13 protein-coding genes and 1 pseudogene are annotated in these 18,108 nt (G+C 66.2%); 10 read left to right on the top strand and 4 right to left on the bottom strand.

The window, feature by feature from the left end; all coding sequences use genetic code 11:
- Positions 1 to 87: 87 nt before the first annotated feature.
- The 3 genes and pseudogenes from hrpA to PF446_RS10970 all read left to right on the top strand — a co-directional run.
- A pseudogene (gene hrpA / locus PF446_RS10980) lies at positions 88 to 3,783 on the top strand (ATP-dependent RNA helicase HrpA); the annotation flags it as partial.
- Between the two features lie 94 nt (positions 3,784 to 3,877).
- A complete protein-coding gene (locus PF446_RS10975) occupies positions 3,878 to 5,998 on the top strand; it encodes a bifunctional (p)ppGpp synthetase/guanosine-3',5'-bis(diphosphate) 3'-pyrophosphohydrolase (protein ID WP_298071506.1) in 2,121 nt (706 codons plus the stop codon).
- A 238-nt stretch (positions 5,999 to 6,236) separates the two neighbouring features.
- Complete coding sequence (locus tag PF446_RS10970) at positions 6,237 to 7,733, top strand: hypothetical protein (protein WP_298071505.1); 1,497 nt, start codon at positions 6,237 to 6,239, stop codon at positions 7,731 to 7,733.
- Positions 7,734 to 7,953: 220 nt separating this feature from the next.
- Here PF446_RS10970 and bioA read toward each other — a convergent pair whose 3' ends face one another.
- Entirely contained in the window at positions 7,954 to 9,381 is a 1,428-nt protein-coding gene (gene bioA, locus PF446_RS10965; protein WP_298071503.1) for an adenosylmethionine--8-amino-7-oxononanoate transaminase, read from the bottom strand.
- A gap of 66 nt (positions 9,382 to 9,447) precedes the next feature.
- On the opposite strand from bioA, the gene PF446_RS10960 reads away from it, so the two are divergent.
- Genes PF446_RS10960 through mazG form a run of 6 tightly spaced genes read left to right on the top strand, consistent with a single transcriptional unit; the run spans position 9,448 to position 13,701 of the window.
- Positions 9,448 to 10,212, top strand: a complete 765-nt coding sequence (locus PF446_RS10960; RefSeq protein ID WP_298071500.1) for a type II secretion system protein N — start codon at positions 9,448 to 9,450, stop codon at positions 10,210 to 10,212.
- The gene (locus PF446_RS10955; protein WP_298071498.1) at positions 10,209 to 10,988 is read left to right on the top strand and encodes an inositol monophosphatase family protein; all 780 of its coding nucleotides are present in this window, start codon (positions 10,209 to 10,211) and stop codon (positions 10,986 to 10,988) included. Before PF446_RS10960 ends, PF446_RS10955 begins: the two co-directional genes overlap by 4 nt.
- 26 nt (positions 10,989 to 11,014) lie before the next feature.
- Positions 11,015 to 11,572, top strand: coding sequence for an ADP compounds hydrolase NudE (nudE, locus tag PF446_RS10950; RefSeq protein ID WP_298071496.1), 558 nt, complete (start codon positions 11,015 to 11,017; stop codon positions 11,570 to 11,572).
- 10 nt (positions 11,573 to 11,582) lie between these two features.
- Positions 11,583 to 12,032: a TIGR03067 domain-containing protein gene (locus PF446_RS10945; RefSeq protein WP_298071494.1), complete on the top strand. Its 450-nt coding sequence runs from the start codon at positions 11,583 to 11,585 to the stop codon at positions 12,030 to 12,032.
- Between the two features lie 11 nt (positions 12,033 to 12,043).
- Positions 12,044 to 12,853, top strand: coding sequence for a 3'(2'),5'-bisphosphate nucleotidase CysQ (gene cysQ, locus PF446_RS10940; RefSeq protein ID WP_298071492.1), 810 nt, complete (start codon positions 12,044 to 12,046; stop codon positions 12,851 to 12,853).
- Positions 12,854 to 12,891: 38 nt separating this feature from the next.
- Complete coding sequence (mazG, locus tag PF446_RS10935; RefSeq protein WP_298071489.1) at positions 12,892 to 13,701, top strand: nucleoside triphosphate pyrophosphohydrolase; 810 nt, start codon at positions 12,892 to 12,894, stop codon at positions 13,699 to 13,701.
- Positions 13,702 to 13,761: 60 nt separating this feature from the next.
- On the opposite strand, the gene PF446_RS10930 is transcribed toward mazG, so the two are convergent.
- The 3 genes from PF446_RS10930 to PF446_RS10920 form a co-directional block, all read right to left on the bottom strand.
- Positions 13,762 to 14,229, bottom strand: a complete 468-nt coding sequence (locus PF446_RS10930) for a hypothetical protein (RefSeq protein WP_298071487.1) — start codon at positions 14,227 to 14,229, stop codon at positions 13,762 to 13,764.
- 130 nt (positions 14,230 to 14,359) lie between these two features.
- Positions 14,360 to 16,843 (bottom strand): FtsX-like permease family protein, encoded by a 2,484-nt coding sequence (locus tag PF446_RS10925; RefSeq protein WP_298071484.1) that lies wholly within the window; start codon positions 16,841 to 16,843, stop codon positions 14,360 to 14,362.
- A complete protein-coding gene (locus tag PF446_RS10920; protein WP_298071482.1) occupies positions 16,840 to 17,526 on the bottom strand; it encodes an ATP-binding cassette domain-containing protein in 687 nt (228 codons plus the stop codon). The genes PF446_RS10925 and PF446_RS10920 overlap by 4 nt, the downstream gene beginning before the upstream one ends.
- On the opposite strand from PF446_RS10920, the gene PF446_RS10915 reads away from it, so the two are divergent.
- Positions 17,525 to 18,108 (top strand): arylesterase (locus tag PF446_RS10915; protein WP_298071480.1); only part of this gene is annotated, 584 nt, incomplete at its 3' end. The genes PF446_RS10920 and PF446_RS10915 overlap by 2 nt on opposite strands.

The raw sequence follows: 18,108 nt of genomic DNA, 5'->3' as shown, positions 1-18,108 counted from the left end.
GTGGTGAGGGATATCGCCATTCGCGCACTATTTGCAGAAGGGATTCGACGCGCAGCTCCTGCTTGGATTGATCGGCTTTGCCGCGCAACGCAGCCGCGCCGGCTGGCCGCGCGTTCGGTGGCGCGCCGCGTGGCCGAGGAGCTGGGCACCACGGTCGGCGCTCTGGTCGGTTTCCAGGTGCGCTTCACCGAGCAGGTCAGCGAGGACAGCTTGGTCAAGTTCATGACCGACGGCATCGCGCTGGCCGAGACCCAGCGCGATCCATGGCTTTCGGCCTACGACACGCTGATCATCGACGAGGCGCACGAGCGCAGTCTGAATATCGACTTTCTGCTTGGCTACCTGAAACGGCTGGCGAAGCGTCGCCCGGACCTGAAGATCATCGTCACCTCGGCCACCATCGACACAGCCCGCTTTGCCGAACATTTCGATGGCGCGCCGGTGGTCGAGGTCGAGGGGCGTGCCTATCCGGTCGAAGTGCGCTGGCGACCGGGGGACGAGGCCGGGGAGGGCGGCCGCGGCGCGCGGATCCAGCAGGGAAGCGCCGAACATATCGTCCAGGCGCTGGACGAAATCACCGCCGAGGACCCGCGCGGCGACGTGCTGGTGTTCCTGCCCGGCGAGCGCGAGATCCGTGATGCGCACCAGGCCCTGTCGCGGCGCAACTATCGGCATACCGAGATCCTGCCGCTGTATGCGCGGCTGTCGTCGAAGGACCAGGACCGCGTGTTCAAACCCGGCCCGGGGCGGCGCGTGGTGCTGGCCACCAACGTGGCCGAAACCTCGCTCACGGTGCCGCGCATCCGTTACGTGATCGACACCGGCACGGCGCGCGTGAAGCGCTACAGCCAGCGCAGCCAGCTCGAACGCCTGCATGTGGAGCCCATTTCACGGGCTGCGGCCGACCAGCGCAAGGGTCGCTGCGGACGCGTGGGTCCGGGCATCTGCGTGCGTCTTTACGCTGAGGCCGATTTCGAGGGGCGCCCCGCGTTCACCGACCCCGAGCTGCTGCGCTCCTCGCTGGCCAACGTGATCCTGCGCATGCTCAGCCTGAAGTTGGGCGAAGTGGAGGACTTCCCGTTCCTGGAGGCGCCCGAATCCAGCGCCATCGCCGACGGCTACCGACGCCTGGCCGAGCTGCAGGCCATCGACGAGGACCGCAAACTGAGCGCGATCGGCCATGATCTGGCGCGCTTGCCCATCGACGTGCAGCTGGCCCGCATGCTGCTGGAAGGCGCCGCGCAGGGCGTGCCGGACGAGATGCTGACGGTGGTCGCGTTTCTCAGCGTGCAGGACCCGCGCGAACGCCCCGCGGAAGCGCGCGGGCAGGCCGATGCGGCGCATCGCGTGTTCGCCGACCCCAAGTCTGATTTTATCGGCGTGCTGAATCTCTGGCGCGAATACACCCGCGCCCACGAAGACTTGACCCAGTCGAAGCTGCGTGACTGGTGCCAGCGTCATTTCCTGAGCTTCATGCGCATGCGCGAGTGGCGCGAGCTTCACCGGCAGCTGAAGCTGGCCGTTGCGGGCAACGGGCTTCGGGCGGTCCCGATGCCGGATGCCGGAGGGGGAGCACGGGCGACGCGAAGTCCGGCACCACAGGCACGCCCTTCGCTCGCGCGCAGGGGGCGGTCGCGAGGGGGTTCATCCGGTCATGGGGGCAAGTCGCCCGTCGGGGCAACCCCACTCCGGTCCTCGCCTCAGGGCAAGGCAGGGCACGAGGATGTCGCCACGGATCACGGGTACGACTACGAACCGATTCATCGCAGCCTGCTTTCGGGCCTGCCGACACAGGTCGCGCTCAAGGACGAGAAGGGCGTGTTCCGCGGTACCCGCCAGCGCAGCTTCAAGGTGTTCCCGGGCTCGGCGCTGGCCAAGTCGCCGCCGAACTGGATCTTCGCCGCGCAGATCCTGGACGTGGGAGGCAAGGTCTGGGGCATGTCCTGCGCGCGCATCGAGCCGCGCTGGGTCGAGGCGCAGGCCGCGCACCTGGTGCGGCGTAGCTGGAGCGACCCGCACTGGTCGCGCAAGCGCGGCAAGGTGGTGGCATACGAGCAGGTGACGCTGTTCGGCCTGAGCCTGGCCGAACGTCGCGTGGTCACCTTCGACACACAGGATCCGTCGCTGGCGCGTTCGATCTTTCTTGAGCATGCCCTGGCGCGGTGCGACATCGATACCCGGGCCGATTTCGTGGCGGCCAACCAGCGCGTGCTGGACCAGGCTCAGGAGTTGCAGGCCAAGCAGCGCCGCGAAGGCCTGATCAAGACCGATGCCGAGCTTGCCGATTTCTTCGCTTCACGCCTGCCCGAGCACATTCATTCGAAGTCGTCCCTGGAGAAATGGTGCCGCAAGGCCCCGCCCCTACAGCAGGCTGCATTGCGCTGGTCGCTGGACGACGTTTTGGACACCTCGCCGCAGCTCGACGCCAGCGCGTTCCCGTCGTACCTGGAAGCGGAGGGGCAACGCTATCGTCTGGAATACCGTTTCGTGCCCGGCGATGAGGCCGACGGCGTCACCGTGCACCTGCCCCTGGCGATGCTCAATGCCTTGCCGACGGCACGTTGCCAATGGCTGGTGCCGGGCCTGCTCGCGGACAAGGTCGCCGCTTTGATCCGCAGCCTGCCCAAGGGCCTGCGGCGCAACTTTGTACCGGCGCCGGACTTCGCCCGTGCCTTCTGTGAGGCCGAGACGACGCACGATGGATCGTTGACCCAAGCCCTGGCTGCCTTTCTCCGGCGGACCACCGGCGTGGAGATCGACGCGCAGGCGTTTGCCGGGGCGCAGCTTCCGCTGCATTTTGCCATGCGCATCCGGCTGCATGACGACAAGGGGCGCACGCTGGATACCGCGCGTGATCTGGGGGCTTTGCGTGAGAAGTGGTCGAACCAGGCGCGGGAGGCTTTCTCGCAGAAGGCCGATGCCGACCTGACTAGGGAGGACCTGCAGCGCTGGGATTTCGACACGCTGCCCGAGCGGGTGCGCTCGGAAGGGGACATTGATGCCTGGCCGGCGCTGGTCGACCAGGGGACATCGGTGGCCCTGCGGGTGTTCGAGCGCGCCGACGAGGCGGCCGCTGAACATGTACTCGGTGTCGAGCGCCTGTTGCGGCTGACCCTGGGTCCACCCTGCAAGCAGGCCCGCCGAAAGTTGCCCATCGATGCGTCGGTAGCACTCAAGTACACCCCGTTGGGCAGTATCGATAGCCTGCGCGAGGACCTGGTCGAGGGCGGACTCGCGGACCTGTTGCGCGAGGCCGATCTCGGCGTGCGTTCGCATGCCGGGTTCGAGGCGCTGCGCGAACAGCTGGCCCAGGGCCTTTTCGCTGCCGCCGTCGAGCGCCTGCATCGGGCCGAACCGCTGATCCTGGCGCAGGCCGAGCTCAAGCCCTGGCTGGAACCGCCGATGATGGGGTTTGCCACCGCCAGTTACGACGACATGCACGAGCAGCTGGCGCTGTTGCTGGAAGGGCATGTCCTGCGCGATCTGCCGCTGGAACGCCTGGATCATTTTCCGCGCTACCTCAAGGCCATGCAGCTGCGTGCCGAACGTCTGCGACAGGATCCGAAAAAAGACCAGCAACGCCTGCTCCAGGTGCTGCCGTACTGGCGCGAGGTGTTGTACCTGCGTGCGCAGGGCATCGATACGCCCGAGGTGTTGGAGCTGCGCTGGATGCTGGAAGAGTATCGCGTGTCGCTGTTTGCACAGGAGTTGGGAACCGCCGTCACGGTCTCGCCCAAGCGCCTGGCGCGTGCTTTGCACAAGGCGCGGCGCGAGGACGATTAGCCCGTGCTGCGGGTTTGCGGGCGGGTCCGGAATGTCCGACTGAACAGTGCGAGGGTTATTCCGGTCAAGCAAGCTTCGTACTAGTCTGGAGCGCATGGCCGCGCCGGACTCCAATGCCACACCGCAATCCGAATCCGTTTCGGATACGGAAGCGTCCACGCTGCTGGCCAGGGCCCGGGCAGCGTGCGAGGGGTTGGGCGCTGCCCGCAGCAACGAGTGCGATCGGATGCTCGAGCTTCTGCAGCAACTGCGCTGCGACGAGGAAACACGCGCCTCGGCCTGCTGGTTTGCCTTGTCCGTGGACGATGCCGAGGCCTGGGACAAGGTGCGCGCCAGCCTGCCTGAAACCGTGACCCGGCTGGTCGATGGCCAGCATGCTGCGGAGCGGGTCTGGGCGCTGCATGCGCAACGTGTCGGCAGCGGACCCAGCGAGGGGCTGCGCCGGCTGCTGCTGGCAATCATTCGCGATGTGCGCGTGGTGTTCATCCTGCTGGCGCGGCAACTGCTGCGCATGCGCGGCGCTGCGAGGCTTCCCGCCGAGGAAGCGAGCAACCTTGCGCGCCTGACCGCCGACATCCATGCACCGCTGGCCAATCGGTTGGGCATCTGGCAGCTGAAATGGGAGCTGGAGGACCTGTCCCTGCGCTTCCTGCAGCCGCAAACCTACCAGCGCATCGCCAAGCTCCTCGATGAGCGGCGCGAGGATCGCGAACACTTCATCGGGGCATGCATCGACCAGCTCGGCCACGCCATGGAGGATGCAGGTATCCATGCCAATCTCGCGGGACGGCCCAAGCACATCCATTCCATCTGGAAGAAGATGCAGCGCAAGCACCTGGACTTTGATGAGCTGTACGACATCCGTGCCCTGCGCGTGCTGGTCGACAGTGTCTCGGACTGCTATGCCGCACTGGGTGTGGTGCACGGGCTCTGGCCGCATATTCCCAAGGAGTTCGACGACTACATCGCGCGGCCCAAGGACAATGGCTATCGCTCCCTGCATACCGCCGTGCTGGGGCCGGGTGGACGTACCCTGGAAGTGCAGATCCGCACCCACGACATGCACCGCGACAACGAGCTGGGCGTGGCTGCGCACTGGCGCTACAAGGAGGGCGGCTCGGGTGACGCGCAGTTCGAGCGACGCGTGGCGTGGATGCGTTCGCTGCTCGAGCACAACGGCGAGGACGAGGCCGCGTTGATGGCCGATTTCGAGACGGCCCTGGACGAGGACCGCGTCTACGTGCTGACACCACGGGGCGAGGTCATCGACATGCCGCGAGGCGCCACGGTGCTGGATTTTGCCTACCACATCCACACGGATGTAGGGCATCGCTGCCGCGGCGCCAAGGTCAACGGCCGCATCGTGCCGCTGGGCTTCCAGCCGCGCAGCGGCGATCGCATCGAGATTCTCACCGGCAAGACCTCCGAGCCCAGTCGTGACTGGCTGTCGCCGCATACCGGCTACCTGCATTCCGGTCGCGCCCGCGACAAGGTGCGGGCCTGGTTCCGGCGCAAGGAGCATGGCGCCAATCTGGTGGCCGGACGCCAGGTCCTCGAGCGCGAACTCAAGCGCCTTGCGGTTTCCGACATGGACCCGGAAAAGCTGGCACAGCGCATGGGGTTCCAGCAGGCCGAGGAAATGCTGGTGGCCTTGGCCCTGGGCGAACTGTCGACGGCGCAGGTCGCGCGCGTGCTGACCGAGGGCGAAGTTTCGGCTCCACCGCCCACGGCACTCCCGCGCGCGCCGGCGCGCAATGATCCCGGCGCCATGCGCGTGGAAGGCGTGGGTGACCTGATGACCTCGCTGGCCCGCTGTTGCCAGCCGTTGCCGGGCGATCCGGTGCGTGGCTACATCACCAAGGGACGCGGCGTATCGGTGCATCGTGCCGACTGCGCCAGCCTGGCGCGGCTGGCGCGACGCGATCCCAAGCGCGTGATCGAGGTCGAGTGGGGTGGTGCGCCCGAGCGTGCCTTCGAGGTCAGCATCAAGATCCTGGGATACGACCGCAAAGGCTTGCAGAAAGACATCACCGGATTGATCTCCAATGCGGGCACGCCCATCGTGGCCTCCTCCAGCCGCCTGCATTCGGCAACGGGCGAGGCGGAAATGGACTTCACCCTGCGGGTGCGTGACTACGCGCAACTGTCGGTCATCATGGCGCGTCTTGAAGCCTTGCCCAACGTGGTCGAGGTGCGTCGGCTGGCTGCTGGCTGAATGCCGGTCAAACCCGTCGCAGGACATGTGCTGCTCGGTGATAAGCTGACGCGGTTGAAGGCACCCGAACCGAATGATGGGCGAAAAGCGAAACCCGGAAAAGCGTCGCCGAACGGAGCCCAGCCTGGGTGATATCGATCAGCTGCACGCCAGTGCCTCCCGACCCGATCCGGTCTTGAGCGCGGGCGGTGAAGCTGCATCCCCAGGTCCGCGCGGGGCACCCAGCGCTGATGTTTCCGTGCGGGGCAAACGTCGCATCTGGACGTGGTCGCTGGTGGCCGTGCTGATCGTGGCACTGGCGGGCTGGGCCTGGGTCAAACAGGATTACCTGCGCAGTTTCATGCCGCGCACCCAGCTCAACAGCCTTCTGGCACGTGCCGACAAGGCCTATGCCGCCGGACATCTTGAAGGCAACCATGGCGCCAACGCCCGCGCGCTGTACGAAGCCGTGCAGGCACTGGAACCGGACAACGAGCAGGCCCACATCGGCTTGCAGAAGGTCGGTCAGGCCGAGCTTGACCGTGCGCGCAAGGCGCTGAAGTCCCGCGATTATGCAAAAGCACAGGCTGCCTTGCAGGATGCCCGCGAGCTGCTGGGTGGCGGCAGCGACATCGATGCTCTGGCCAAGCGACTGCTGCAGGCGCAGCAGTCCAAGGCACAGACCGATGCGCTGATCATGCAGGCGCAGCAGGCCCTGTCCCAGGGGCAGCTTGACGGTGAACAGGGTGCAGCCAAGCTGTTCCTCCAGGCCCTCAAGACCGACCCGGACAACGCCGTGGCGCGACATGGCATGGACAAGGTCGGCGACGCGCTGGCGGCGCAGGCGCGCACTGCCCTGGATGCAGGAAAACTGGACCAGGCCGATACCCTGATCGGCAAGATTGCCTCGCTGATCCCGGGATACGGCGACCTGCCGGCTCTGCGTGCCAGCCTGTCACAAGCGCAGCAGACAGCCCAGGCGTCGATCACCGAGCATCTTTCGAAAGCCAACAAAGACTTGCGCAACGGCAACTTCACCGGTCAGGGCGAGGACAACGCGCTGGCCCAGTTGCAGGCTGTGCTGAAGCTGGATCCGGGCAATGCCCAGGCCAAGGCCGGGCTGGGACAGGTGGCGCAGGCGCTGGTACTGCGCGCGAATGCCTCGATGGATGCCAAGGACGTTGATGCGGCCGACGCTCTGCTCAAGCAGGCTGGCCTGCTGGCCCCGCATTCTTCGGATCTGGCCGCGGCCCAGTCCCGCCTTGCCAATCTGCGGCAGGATCTCGATCAGAGCCTGCCGCAGAAAAAACTCGATCCCAAGCAGCAGGCGCGTGTTGACAGTCTGCTCAAACGTGCCCAGGCCGCGCTGCATGCCGGTGACATTCTGATGCCGCCGGGTGCGAGCGCCTATGATCTGTACAGCCAGGTGCTTTCCATCGACGGCAACAACACCGATGCGCTGGAGGGGCTGCAGGGTCTTGCGGCGCATGCCACCACGATGTTCGACCAGGCGCTGCATGATGGCGATCTGGCAAAGGCCGACAAGATGCTCGATGTATTGGCCCAGCTGGTTCCGGGGGATGCCTCCCAGGTCGGCATGCGCCACCGCCTGGCCGATGCCTGGCTGGACCGCGCCCAGCAGAGTATCGACGCTGGCAATCACGCAGCCGCGCAGCAGGCCCTGGAGCAGGCGAAAAAATTGAGCCCGGACGCGCCGCGCATCCAGTCCCTGCGTACGCTCATCGGCAACAGTTGACGGGCGTGGGCTCGGGGGCGGACTCCTTCCTCACGTCCCAGGCTGCAGGGGCCGTAGCCCGGATAAGCTCCGCGCATCCGGGAAGGGCCGCGAGGCGGCCCTGTAGGCTTGATCAGGCAACCGAGGATATGCCGATCCCGGATGCGCTTTGCTTATCCGGGCTACGCGATTTCTCGATCGGGTGGGATTCAAACAAGGTGTCGGCGCATGTCGGGAGCGGTCAGGCTACGGCGCGCTCAATGCCTTCGATGGCCACCTCGACCAGGTGATCGATCTCGCTCTCGCTGACCACGTAGGGCGGCATGAAATAGACCACGTTGCCCAACGGGCGCAGCAGGCATTCGCGCGTCAGGCCATGCAGGTAGACGCGCATGCCACGCCGCTCCTCGAACGGGAAGGGTGCGCGGGTGGCCTTGTCGCGCACCAGTTCCACCGCTGCGATCATGCCGGTCTGGCGCACGTCGGCCACGTTCGGATGTTGGCGCAGCGGTTCCAGCCGCCGCGCCAGGTGCGCCGCCAGCGTGCGGTTGCGCTCCAGCACCGGCTCGTCCGCGAAGATCGCCAGCGTCTCCAGTGCCACCCGGCAGGCCAGCGGATTGCCGGTGTAGCTGTGCGAATGCAGGAACGCCTTGCCGCTGGCGTATTCATCGTAGAACGCCTGATACACGTCATCGGTGGTCAGCACCGCGGACAGTGCCATGGTCCCGGCGGTCAGCCCCTTGGAAAGACACATGAAGTCCGGGCGCACTCCGGGAGCGTGCGAGGCAGAGGCCGACTTTTCGCCTGGTTCGTTTCCGCCAACCATGCTCCCCGCCTGCTCGCAGGCGAACAGGGTGCCGGTGCGGCCGAAACCGACCGCGATCTCGTCAGCGATGAAATGCACGTTGTATTCGTCGCAAAGGCTGCGCAGACCCGTCAGGTAATCGGGGTGGTACATGCGCATGCCGCCAGCGCACTGCACCAGTGGTTCGACGATCACCGCGCAGACTTCGCCGGCGTGCTGTTGCAGTGTCTTGCGCAGGTCTTGCAGCCGGCGTGCGGCGACCGCAGCGGCGGTTTCTCCCGGTGCGGCATCCCAGGTATCCGGCGAAGGCACCAGGATCGGCTCCAGCAGCAGCGGGGCATAGGTCTTGCGGTACAGCGCCACGTCGCTGACGGACAGCGCGCCCAGGGTCTCGCCGTGGTAGCTGCCGGTCAGGGCAATGAAACGGGTCTTTTCGCCTTGGCCCAGGTTGCGCCAGTAGTGGAAACTCATCTTCAGCGCGACCTCGATCGCCGAGGAGCCGTTGTCGCCATAGAACACGCGGTTCAGTCCTTCGGGCGTTACGCGGACCAGTTCCTCGGCCAGGCGCAGGGCCGGCTCGTGCGTGAAGCCGGCAAAGATGACATGCTCAAGCCTACCGGCCTGATCGGCCAGCGCGGCAGCGATGCGCGGGTTGGCATGGCCGAAAAGGTTGACCCACCATGAGCTGATGCCGTCCAGATAACGCTGGCCGTCGGCGTCGAAAAGCCACGCCCCTTCGCCGCGCACTATCGGTACCATGGGAATGGTCTCGTGATCGTGCATCTGGCTACATGGATGCCATACGTGGCGCAGGTCTCGGGCCGCGAGTGCGGCATTGCTGGAGGTACGTCGAGTGTCATTCATGCGCGCTATCATCCCCGTTACGGGCGCTTGTGCTCAAGTGCCGGTCTGTGGCAGAAGGTGCCACGCATGAGGCGTCGCTGGCCGTGGGTATTGCTGGTCGCCCTGTTGGTCATGCTGGCGCTGGCGGTCTGGTTCCCGGCGGGCTGGGCCTGGCGGATGGCGCGTGGCGATTATCCGCAATTGCAGGTGGGTGCGCTGCACGGCAGCATCTGGAACGGCCACGCGTCGGCGGTCGAATACGCCGGCATTCCGCTGGGCCGGCTGGACTGGACGCTATCGCGTTCCGCGCTTCTGGGTAAGGACCGTCTGCACCTTCATGTGGATGGTCCTTTGCTGACCGGCAGCGCGCAGGTGCAGCGTGATGGTTCGGATCGTCCGGTACGCGTGGCTATGGACGCCATCGTGCATCTCGACCAAGTCCCGGTTTCGGTCGGCAGGCCCGGCCTCAAGCCCGGCGGCGAATTGCACCTGCGCATCCCGCAGATGCGCTTGCGCGGGCATTGGCCGCAACAGCTGCAGGGGCGCATCGACTGGCGCGCGGCGACGCTGGCTGATCGCCTTGGTCCGGTTCCGCTGGGTACCTTGCATGCCACCCTGCAGGAGAAGGCCGGGACCGCACTGGAAGCGGTATTCTCCGATGCGGGTGGTCCGCTGGCCGTCACGGGGACGGCCCAAGCCACCGTGCTGGGCTGGCGCCTGCGTGCGAAGTTGTCGCCGAGGTCGCACGACGTGCGACTCGAGCAGGTGCTCGAGCACCTGGGAAGGCCCGATGCACAAGGTTCGATCCTTCTGCGCCAGCATGGCGGGGTGGTCATGGGAGATGCGCCTTGAACAACGAGATTTCACTGGACACAGCCCTGGATGTCGCACGCGAGGCCGCGCGCGCAGCGGGCGATGTGATTCGCCACTATTGGGATCGCGGCGTGGCGGTCGAGCTGAAGTCCGATGCCACCCCGGTCACGGTGGCCGATCGCGAGGCCGAACAGGCCATTCGCGGCATCATCGGCAGGCACTTTCCCGATCATGCGTTCTACGGCGAGGAATTTGGCCGCCAGGGCGAGGGCGATTTCCTGTGGCTGGTCGATCCGCTGGATGGCACCAAGAGTTTCGTGCGTCACACGCCGTTCGTGTCCACGCAGATCGCCCTGATGCACAAGGGGCGACTGGTGCTCGGGGTGTCCTCAGCGCCGATCTTCGGTGAAACGATGTGGGCGACGGTCGGCGGCGGCGCGTTTCTGGATGGCACCCCCGTGCAGGTCGCCACCACCGATGCGCTGGCGCAGGCGTCGATCTCGACCGGCAACATCGCCACGCTCAGCGGCGACGCCCGCTGGCAGGCGCTGGGCCAGCTGATCCGCGACAGCAACCGTATCCGCGGTTACGGGGATTTCTGCCACTACCACCTGCTTGCACGCGGAGGCCTGGACGTGGTGATCGAATCGGACGTCAACATTCTCGACATCGGCGCGCTGGTGGTGATCGTGCGCGAGGCCGGCGGCGTGTTCAGCGACCTGGACGGCGGTGAGCCCGGTCTGGACACGCGCAGCGTGCTGGCCTCGGTGCCGGCCTTGCACGCTACCGTGCTCGAGCGCCTGCGCCGGACCTGAGTTGCGCATCGAAGTACAATAACTGGATGAGTCGAAAGTATCCGGTCATTCACGCCATCCGAAAAACCCGGCACAGCCGTTTCCTGCACACCGAGGAAGTGGATCTGGAGTTTTCCAACGGTGAGCGCCGGACCCACGAGCGCTTGCTCAACTCGGGTCTGGGTGCCGTGATCATCGTGCCCATGCGCGACGATGACACCGTGCTCATGGTGCGCGAGTACGGCGTCGGACTGGACCATTACGAGCTGGGCTTGCCCAAGGGACGGCTGGATCAGGACGAAAGCGTCGAACAGGGCGCCGACCGCGAACTCAAGGAAGAGGCTGGTTACGGCGCGCATTCGCTGATCCGGATCGGCGAACTGTCGCTGTCTCCGGCCTACATGACCCACGTGACCAGCGTGGTGCTGGCGCAGGATCTGTACCCGGAAAGACTCGAAGGCGACGAGCCCGAGGCGCTGGAAGTGGTGCCGTGGAAGCTTTCCGAGCTGCACACGCTGATGGCCCGCGAGGATGTCACCGAAGGGCGCTCGATCGCGGCCCTTTTCATGGCCCGCGAATATCTCGCTGGCCGCTACCGGCCCTGAAGGAGGCCGCATGCACGTCACGACAGATGCGCGACAGGCCGATGCGGTCGCACGGGACGTGCGTCGGCTGCAGGGCCGCTGGCGACAGACCTATCACGAGGCCGATGGCGTGGCCGAGCCTGGGGAGGACTACGGCAGCGGGTTGCAAACCCAGTTCATCGGCGATCGCTTCGTGGTCACCGGTGCCGATGGCCGTGTCGTGCTCGAGGGCACCTTCACCCTCGATCCGACCCGGATGCCCAAGGCCATCGACTGGACCGATAGCGTCGGCGCGGACGCGGGCAAGACCCTGGCTGCAATCTACACGCTGCAGGATGATCGCCTGGTCTTCTGCGCTGCGGATGCGGGCGACCCGCGTCCGACCGAAATGAAGACCCGGCCGGGGCGCACCCTGCGCGTGCATCAGCGCGTGGCGCCCACGGTGTCGACATCCATCGAGACTTGTACCGACGCACAGTAAAGGAAATCGACTTGAGCACGGACCTGGATATTGCCCCGATCATCGAGCTGGCGCGCCGCGCAGGCGACGCCATCCTTGAGGTCTACCAGCACGACTTCAATGTCGAGCACAAGGCCGACAACTCGCCTTTGACGGCGGCGGACATGGCCGCCCACCGCTGCATTGTCGCGGGCCTTCGCGAACATACGCCGGACATTCCGGTGCTCTCGGAGGAGTCTTCCGATATCTCCTGGGATACCCGCAGGGCGTGGTCACGCTACTGGCTGGTTGACCCGCTCGACGGCACTCGCGAGTTCGTCAAGCGCAATGGCGAGTTCACGGTCAACATCGCGTTGATCGAGAACCATCGCCCGGTGATGGGTGTGGTACAGGCTCCGGTCACCGGCGATCTGTATTACGCGCGCCTCGGCGAGGACGCATTTCGCCAGGCCACCCCGGATGATGCTGCCGTGCCCATCGAGGTCCGGTCGGCGGCCACGCCGCTGGTCGTGGCCGGTAGCCGTTCGCACGCCAACGACCGTCAGAAGGAGTTGCTCAGCCGCATCGGTCCATTCGAGCTGGTGCCGCGAGGCTCGTCACTGAAGTTTTGCCTGATTGCCCGTGGTGACGCCGACCTGTATCTGCGCGCCGGGCCGACCTCCGAGTGGGACACGGCTGCCGCACAGTGCGTGCTGGAGGCCGCCGGCGGTTCGGTATGCATGTTCGATGGCACGCCGTTGCGCTACAACACCAAGGCTTCGTTGCTCAATCCCGAGTTCATCGCCGTGGGCGACCGATCGGTGGATTGGCCCGAACGTCTGGTCCCATCCTCCGGCGCATAGTCGGAGCGGTTGGCTGCTGCGAAAAGGAACCCCGTGCCATGGCTGAACCCCGCACCATCGACGACTTGCTGGCCATCATGGCGCGATTGCGCGATCCCGAGCACGGCTGCCCGTGGGACGTACAGCAGGACTTCGATTCCATCGCCGGCTACACCGTCGAGGAAGCCTACGAGGTGGTCGATGCCATCGACCGTCGTGACATGGACGATCTGCGTGACGAGCTGGGCGATCTGCTGCTGCAGGTGGTGTTCCACGCCCGCATGGCCGAGGAGGCCGGCCACTTTGCCTTCGCGGACGTGGTGACCGCAATCAGCGACAAGATGGTGCGCCGTCACCCGCACGTGTTCGCCGACGCCAGCTATGCCGACGCCGAGGAGCAGACACGGGCCTGGGAGGCGCTCAAGGCCGTCGAGCGCAAGGACAAGGGAGAGGTGGATACCAGTGCGCTGGCCGGAATCGCGCGCGGCCTGCCCGAGTGGAAACGCGCGGTGAAGCTGCAGAAACGTGCCGCCGCGGTCGGTTTCGACTGGCCCGATCCCGGTCCCGTGCTGGACAAGCTGGACGAGGAACTGGGTGAAGTGCGCGCCGAGTTCGGCGCCGGTGCCGAAGCCGCGCGGCTGGAGGACGAGATCGGCGACATGCTGTTCGTGCTGGTCAACCTGACCCGGCATGCCAGGGTCGACTTCTCGCGCGCGATGCGCCACGCCAACGCCAAGTTCGAGCGCCGCTTCCGGCGCATGGAAGCCCTGGCCGCCGCATCAGGCACGGCCATGGAAGAACGCGACCTCAAGGCCCAGGAAGAGCTGTGGCAACAGGTCAAGGCCGAAGAGCGGCTGGAACAAGGCTAGCCGCCATCGGCGACCACGGCGCGGTATCCGCCGTGGTCCTCGTGCAGTCGTCGTCCGGGTTCAGCGCTTGTGCGGCTTTTCCGCGTTCAGGCGCGTCAGGTTCTCGTCCAGGCTGGTGCGCAGCGTGGCGATCGCGGCATCGGGATTCTTGGGCATCATCTGCGCGCGCGCCAGGCTGTGATAGATGTAGTTGCGCACCATCGGGTCCTGGGTCCTGGCCAGCACGCCCTTGTAGAAGCCCGGCAGCTCCCGGGCCTTGCCTTGCATCACGTACAGGCGCGAGATCTGGTGCAGGTCGGCGATGACCGCGGCAGCGGATCCGCCGTGGCGATGACCATGCATGCCCCTGCCGTGGTCCATGCCGTGCATGCCGTGCATTTTGTTCCAGTCAGGATGGCCGTGCATGCCCTGCTGTGCAGCCGATGGGGACGGCGGCGCGGGCTTGGACGCATCCTGGGCGAACACGAAGCTTCCAGAACCGGCGATCAGGGTGGCGGCAATGGCGGTCAACAGGAATTTGCGTTTCATGGCGTGGGTGTCCTTAGCGTGGGAGACAGACCATGAAAACGCGCGGCAGATGGTTTCGGTTGACCTAGTTCGTGACACGGACTGCGCCATCCAGACCCTGCCGTTCAGGTTGCTTGAACCGGCAACTCGATCATCCGCGTCTGAGCAGTAGCAGCGGAGAGCTGCGGATGACTCGCCGGGTCCCGGCCAGCCCGATCAGCATCACGATCACCGCAGCGCCCGCTGCCGTGGCCAACAACGGCAGCAACGGAGGCACAAAGTGCTCGATGTGAAAGACCCTCCGCGCCAGCCAGGTCCCCGCACCAGCGGCGCCCAGGGCTGCGGTTGCGCCGGCAATCAGGCCCAGCATTGCGAACTCGCAGGCCGCGGCCGTGCGCAACTGGCTGCGGTGCGCGCCGAGGGTGCGCAACAGGGCCGCCTCGTGCTCGCGCTCGCGGGCACTGGAAGCCAGCGCAGCGACCAGCACCAGGATGCCAGCCAGCAGGCTGAAGCCGAGAACCCAGCGCACGGCCAGCGTCACCCGTTGGATGATGCTGCGCACACGGTTGAGCAGGGCGTTGACGTCGATCAGACTGAGATTGGGGTCCTTGCGGACCACGCCGGAAAGCGCCTGCGACTGGCCGCGAGGCAGGTGGAAGCTGGCAATCCAGGTATGCGGCAAGGCTCCGGCGTGAGCCGCGTCGAGCAGCAGGAAAAAGTTGACCTGGAACGAACTCCAGTCCACCTTGCGCACGCTCGACACCTCGGTATCCAGCGTGGCCTCGCCGACCTGGAAAGTCATGTGGTCGCCTGGCTTCAGGCCAAACATATCGCGCCAGCGTTCGTCGATCGACACCATGGGTCGGGACGGGTCGGCGCCTTGCCAGGTACCGGCCACGATCTTGTTGGAGGAGGGAAGCCTGGCCGACCACGACAGGCGCAGTTGCCGGTTTGCCCAGTGTTTGGCGTCACCCTTTTCCAGATGCATCTTGTCCACTGGGGTGCCGTTGATGGAGACCAGCTTGCCGACAGCCAGCGGCAGCATGTTCAGGCGGTCCGCGCCCAGCGAATGCAGGGTTTTGATGAAGTCCGCACGCTGATTGTCCTGCAGATTCAGCACAAACCAGTTGGGGGTGTCGGCAGGCAGCTCGTTGCGCCAGCTCTGCAGCAAAGACGGTGCGACCACGCCCAGCAGCAACAGGGCGGTCAGCCCCAGCGACAGGGCGGTGGCCTGGACCAGGCTCAGGCCGCGGCGGCGGGACAGTGCCGCCAGACCCAGGCGCAGTCCGGGATGCGCGTTGGGCGCGAGGCGGCGCGCCAGCCACAGCATGATAGCCGAAAGCAACAGGGCCACGACCACCACTCCAGCCAGGCTCGCGGCGAGGATCGGGCCGAGTTGGTTGGAACCGCTTTGCATCCAGATCAGGCCCGTCGCGACCAGCACCGGCAGCAGGTAGAGCAGGTCGATGCGGTGCACTCGCCGTTGCTGGCTGCGCTGGAAAACCGCAACCGGAGGAACCTCTGCCAGATGTGCCAGTGGCGGCAGGGCAAAGCCGGCCAACACGGCAAGGCCGACCGCCGCGGCTGCCAGCGTCGGCAGCCAGGGCAGGGTGGTCGGAGCGCTGGTCAGCAGGTTTCCGGCCAGCTGCCACGCCAGTTGCGAAAGGCCAAGCGCCAGCCCCATGCCGATCAGCAGGGCAGGTACGGCCAGCCCCACGAGGGTGCCGGTGAGCAGGCCCAGCACCCGGCGTCGCGGGGTGCCCAGGGCGCGCAACAGGGCGACCTCGTCGGTCTTGCGACGGGCATAGCGTTGCGCCGCAAGCGCGATGGCCACCCCGGCCAGCAACGCGGCCAACAAGGCGGTCAGGCGCAGGAAGGCGCCTGCACGGTCGAAGGATTCTCGCATCCGCTGCTGGGAGCTTTGCGGTGTCAGCAGATGCTGGCCAGGGGCCAGTTTCGGTTTTACCCAGCTGGCGAAGGCCTTGGTTGCAGGGGGCGCCCCGGCCACCAGCAGCTTGTGGCCGGCTCGGCTACCGGTTCCCAGAAGACCAGCAGCCTGGGCATCGGCGAGGTTCATCACCGCGACCGGTGCCATGGCGACCAGTTGGCCACCGTCCGGTTGCGAGACCATCTGCCCGGCAATGCGCAGCGTGATGCCGCCCAGTTGCACGCTCTGTCCCGGGGTCAGGCCGAGGTCGTTCAGGGCGCGGTGGTCCAGGTAGACCGTGCCGCGGGCTGGTCCGTGCGCGTCGATGACGGGGCTGCCCTCAGCCTTCCGGATGGTCAGCTTTCCGCGTAGCGGGTAAGCGCGATCCGCGGCGGTAACGTCTACCAGCTGGTTGCTGGATGAAGCGAATGCCATGCTTGGAAATGTCGCGATGCGACTGACTGCGAGTCCCTGCGCGCGGGCATGGTTTGCGAATTCCCTGGGCAGCGGAGACGAGGCGCTGACACCGAGATCACCGCCGATCAGTTCGGCGGCGCTTGCAGTGACCCCCTGCTCGACGCGTGCGGAAAGGGTGGCCACCACACCCAGCGCGGCCACCGCCAGCACCAGCGCCGCGCCCAGCGTGCGAAGTTCCGGCAGGCGCCATTCGCGGCGCAGGGTGCGCAGGGACAGGCGGATCAGGTTCATGCCGGTTCCCGCAGCCGGCCTTCATCCAGTTCGGCCACATGCATGCAGCGCTCGGCCAGACTGACATCGTGGGTGACCATGACCAGGGTGGTGGCGTGGGCGTGGTTGAGCTGGAACAGCAGGTCGCAAACGTCGCTTCCCGTGTGCCGGTCGAGATTGCCCGTCGGCTCGTCGGCAAACAGGATGCGCGGCTGGTTGACGAAGGCCCGCGCCAGGGCCACGCGCTGCTGTTCGCCGCCGGAAAGCTGGTGCGGGAAATGACCGCGGCGCGGGGTCAGGCCGACCGCGTCCAGGGCCTCGCGGGCACGCGATCGTGCTTCGGTGGCACCATCAAGTTCGAGCGGCAGCATGACGTTTTCCTCGGCGGACAACGCAGGCATCAGGTGGAAGGACTGGAACACGAAACCGACCAGTTGCCGGCGCAGGGCCGCGCGTGTCTCTTCGTCACCGTCGTGCAGGGGGTGGCCATCCATGTGGATGCGTCCACTGCTGGGCGTGTCCAGCCCCGCCAGAAGCCCCAGCAGGGTGGTCTTGCCCGAACCCGAAGCTCCCACGATGGCCAGGCTCTCGCCGTACGCAACGCGCAGGGTTACGCTGTCCAGGATGTCGATGCGACCGGCCGGACCGGTCACATGCTTGCTAACATCGACCGCGTCTAGGGCCACCGTGTCTGGAGCATTCATGCGTCCGTTTCCTGTGCTGCTGAAAATCGTGATCGTGCTGGTGCTGCTACTGGCGGTTCCTGCGCAGGCCGCCGGCGGGCGACGCGTGGTGCTGGTGCTGGGCGACTCCCTGTCGGCGGCCCACAACATCGCCATCGACAAGGGCTGGGTCCATCTGCTCGGCCAGCGTCTTGGGAAGATGCGGCCGGCATGGCAGGTAATCAATGCCAGCATCAGTGGTGAGACCAGCCTCAGCGGCCGCAACCGCCTGCCGGGACTGCTGCAAAAATACCAGCCGCGTATCGTGATCCTGGAACTGGGCGCCAATGATGGTTTACGTGGATTGTCCATTGATCGGATGCGGGACAATCTGCAGGCGATGATTCGCGCCAGCCGCAAGGACGGTGCGAAGGTGCTGCTGCTGGGTATCGAATTGCCGGTCAACTACGGCCCACGCTATCGCGAAGCGTTGCGCAAGGTGTACGTGGATCTCGCCGCGGAATATCACACCGCATTGGTGCCATTCCTGCTCAAGGGTGTAGCCCTGAAACCCAGGCTGATGCAGGCGGATGGCCTGCATCCCACCGCAGCCGGCGAGCCCTT

It is taken from the genome of Oleiagrimonas sp., assembly GCF_027858935.1.
In the GTDB taxonomy this organism is placed as follows: domain Bacteria; phylum Pseudomonadota; class Gammaproteobacteria; order Xanthomonadales; family Rhodanobacteraceae; genus Oleiagrimonas.
The sequence above is the reverse complement of the archived record's forward strand: the minus strand, read 5'-3'. Positions and strand labels throughout refer to the sequence as shown.